General features: G+C 67.3%; 3 protein-coding genes. All 3 read right to left on the reverse strand.

Annotation, left to right across the window (positions count from 1 at the left end; all coding sequences use genetic code 11):
* Positions 1 to 111: 111 nt before the first annotated feature.
* The 3 genes from AOK01_RS40110 to AOK01_RS40120 are packed head-to-tail and all read right to left on the reverse strand — an operon-like array spanning position 112 to position 2,373.
* Entirely contained in the window at positions 112 to 849 is a 738-nt protein-coding gene (locus tag AOK01_RS40110) for a cupin domain-containing protein (RefSeq protein WP_157871684.1), read from the reverse strand.
* Between the two features lie 43 nt (positions 850 to 892).
* Positions 893 to 1,828, reverse strand: coding sequence for a fumarylacetoacetate hydrolase family protein (locus AOK01_RS40115; RefSeq protein WP_055520587.1), 936 nt, complete (start codon positions 1,826 to 1,828; stop codon positions 893 to 895).
* Positions 1,825 to 2,373, reverse strand: a complete 549-nt coding sequence (locus AOK01_RS40120; RefSeq protein WP_055520589.1) for a flavin reductase family protein — start codon at positions 2,371 to 2,373, stop codon at positions 1,825 to 1,827. Before AOK01_RS40120 ends, AOK01_RS40115 begins: the two co-directional genes overlap by 4 nt.
* Positions 2,374 to 2,608 lie beyond the last annotated feature (235 nt).

Here is a 2,608-nt window from a genome sequence, read left to right on the forward strand (position 1 = left end):
ACCGGAGATCTGCCCTCCTCACCGTTCGAACCGACCCGGGCCGCGGTTCGCGTCGATCCTGGCCGTGGCTGACTCCGGGGGCGGCAGGTTCCCCAATGGTGCGGGGGGAGCTCAGGTCTCCGGGGCGAGTTCGCTGAGGTTGCCGGGAGCGACCGTCACGAACATCATCCACCGGTCTCCGTGGCCGCGGGTGACATGGCCGGCTCCGGTCACGTCGTCGATGAGGGCGACGTCGCCGGTCACCGGGCTGGTGACGGTGCCGTCGCCGGTCTCGTTCTCAGCGCTTCCGTTCAGGGTGATGGCGAACTGCCGGCGCGGACCGTTGTGCCATACCCCCGGGGCGTAACCCTCCGATCCGTAGTCGCGTCGGGTGGCGAATGCCCCGATCGACGTCGGCCATCTGTCCAGCGGCGGTACCGGGGCGAGAGGGTACGGCCACTGGAAAGGCTCGGAGCGTGAGCGCCCGCCGTCGTCGTGTATCCAGGTGAACAGGGGTCGGCCCGGGCGGGGGTTGTCATGGGAGCCGGTCCGGAGGCGGCCCGGTTCCGGCACCCATCCCGGCGTGGAGATGAAGAACAGCCAGGCGTCGTCCGGCCACGTGAGTGTGACGTCGTCGGTAGCGCCGACATCGAAGCAGACGACGTCACCGGGTTCCAGTTCGGTCACGGGAGACCCGCTGACGGACAACTCGATGCGACCGGACAGCACTACGACCAGGTGGCAGCCGAGTGCCGGGAGCGCGGGTGCCTCGTGTGCCCGGAGCCGGGCGAGCCAGAAGCGCGATGCCGGAATGACGTCGTACGGTCCCTTGTCCCTGGCGTCGCGGTAGGGGAGGAGAACCTGACGCATATCCGCGGCTCCGGAGACGTCAGTGACGTGCAGTACGCGCACTTCAGGCCTGGACCGTTTCGGGTGTGTACTTGCCGCTCAGTTGCGGTGGCGAGCCCTTGAGGCCGGCCAGTGCACGGTCGTGACGCGTCTCCCGTTTCCAGGTGCGCCTGAGGTCGTCGCGGACGTCGATGCGCAGCCGTCCCAGGCCACCGACCTCCAGTTCGACGACGTCACCGTCCATGAGCGGGTGCAGGCCACCATGGGTGGTTCCGGTGGCCACCAGGTCACCGGGTTCGAGGGTGTGCAGCGAGGAGACGAACGCGATCGATTCGGCGACGCTGTAGGCCATGTCGTCGGTGTTGAAGTCCTGCATCAGGTTGCCGTCGGTCCAGAGGCGGACCGGCAGGTTCTGCGGGTCCGGCACTTCGTCGGCGGTCACCAGGAAGGGGCCGATCGGGCAGAAGGTCTCACGGGACTTCATCTGGTAGAAGGCGTTCTGCCGGGGCGGGATACCTCGGGCAGAGCCGTCGATGAGGTTGGTGTACCCGAAGACGTGGTCCATCGCCTCGTCGACGGACACGTTGTGGGCCCGCCGCCCGATGACGACCGCGAGCTCGGCCTCCCCTTCGAACACCGTCGCGGGGATGTCGGGCAGCACCATCTGGTCGCCGTGGCCCACTATCGAGTGTGGCGTCTTGGGAAAGCCGTTGACGGGGGGGCGCTCGGTCGCGCCCTCCATGTAGTTGCGTGCCATGCAGTCGATGTTCAGCGGCCTCGGGACCGGGGGCCGGACACGGACGGTGTCCAGCGGGACGCCGGGCCCTTGTTCGGCCACCTGCCGGATCCTGTCCTCGAACTCCGACCACCGTGTGATGACGGCCATCAGCAGTTCCTGTGGGTGTGCCGGTGCCAGGTCGGCGACAGCGCCGCTCACGTCGATGACGGAGTCGCCGTCGAATACGCCCAGCCGGAAGTCATTGAAAAAAAGGAGCTTCACGCGCTTTCCCTTCGGGATTGGTCGAGGTCGGTCGGTACGAACCGGCCGTACTGACCCCGGAAGAAGACCAGGGCCCGTCCGTCCTGCGCGGATGCGAGGTCCAGCACCCGTGCCACCGCGATCGTGTGGTCGCCGGCGTCGTGTTCCGCGACCAGCTCACAGTCGAGCCAGGCGATCGCGTCGTCGAGCGCCGGGCCGGTTTCGCGGTGGTGCCAGCTGATCCCGCCGAACCGGTCCGTGCCGGAGCGCGAGAACTGCCGTGAGATCGGTTCGTGATGCGCGGCCAGCACGCTGACGCAGAAGCGCTGCTCGCTCCGGAGCAGTGGCCACGTGCTCGACGTGTGAGCGGCGCACACAGCGATCAGGGGCGGGTCGAGTGAGACGGAGGTGATCGAGTTGGCCGCCATTCCGACAGGCCGACCGGAGGCCGTGGTCGCGAGCACCACCACCCCGGTGGGGAGATGACCGAGCACGTTGCGGAACTCGCTCGGGTCGATATCCCTGGGCGCTGAGAGGTTGGCGACTCGTTTGCTTTGCAGTGACATGTCGTTATTCCATCTGTTGGAATCTGATTCCAAAGATGTTAGTGACGTGTTTCATGGCCGTCAAGGGTGGTGAGAGGCCGTTCGTGTGGAGGCGGAGCGGTGTGGCCTCGGGCGAGGCCGTATGTCGTCACTCCTGGTGTCCGGTCGGCCGCCTCGACCGGCGGTACGAGCCAGGTGTGACGAGGCGCCGCCGGGTCAGTATCCTGAGGTGGATTCGGAGGTCATGTGAAGCAGC

The sequence above is a fragment of the Streptomyces aurantiacus genome (assembly GCF_001418335.1).
In the GTDB taxonomy this organism is placed as follows: Bacteria; Actinomycetota; Actinomycetes; order Streptomycetales; family Streptomycetaceae; genus Streptomyces; species Streptomyces aurantiacus.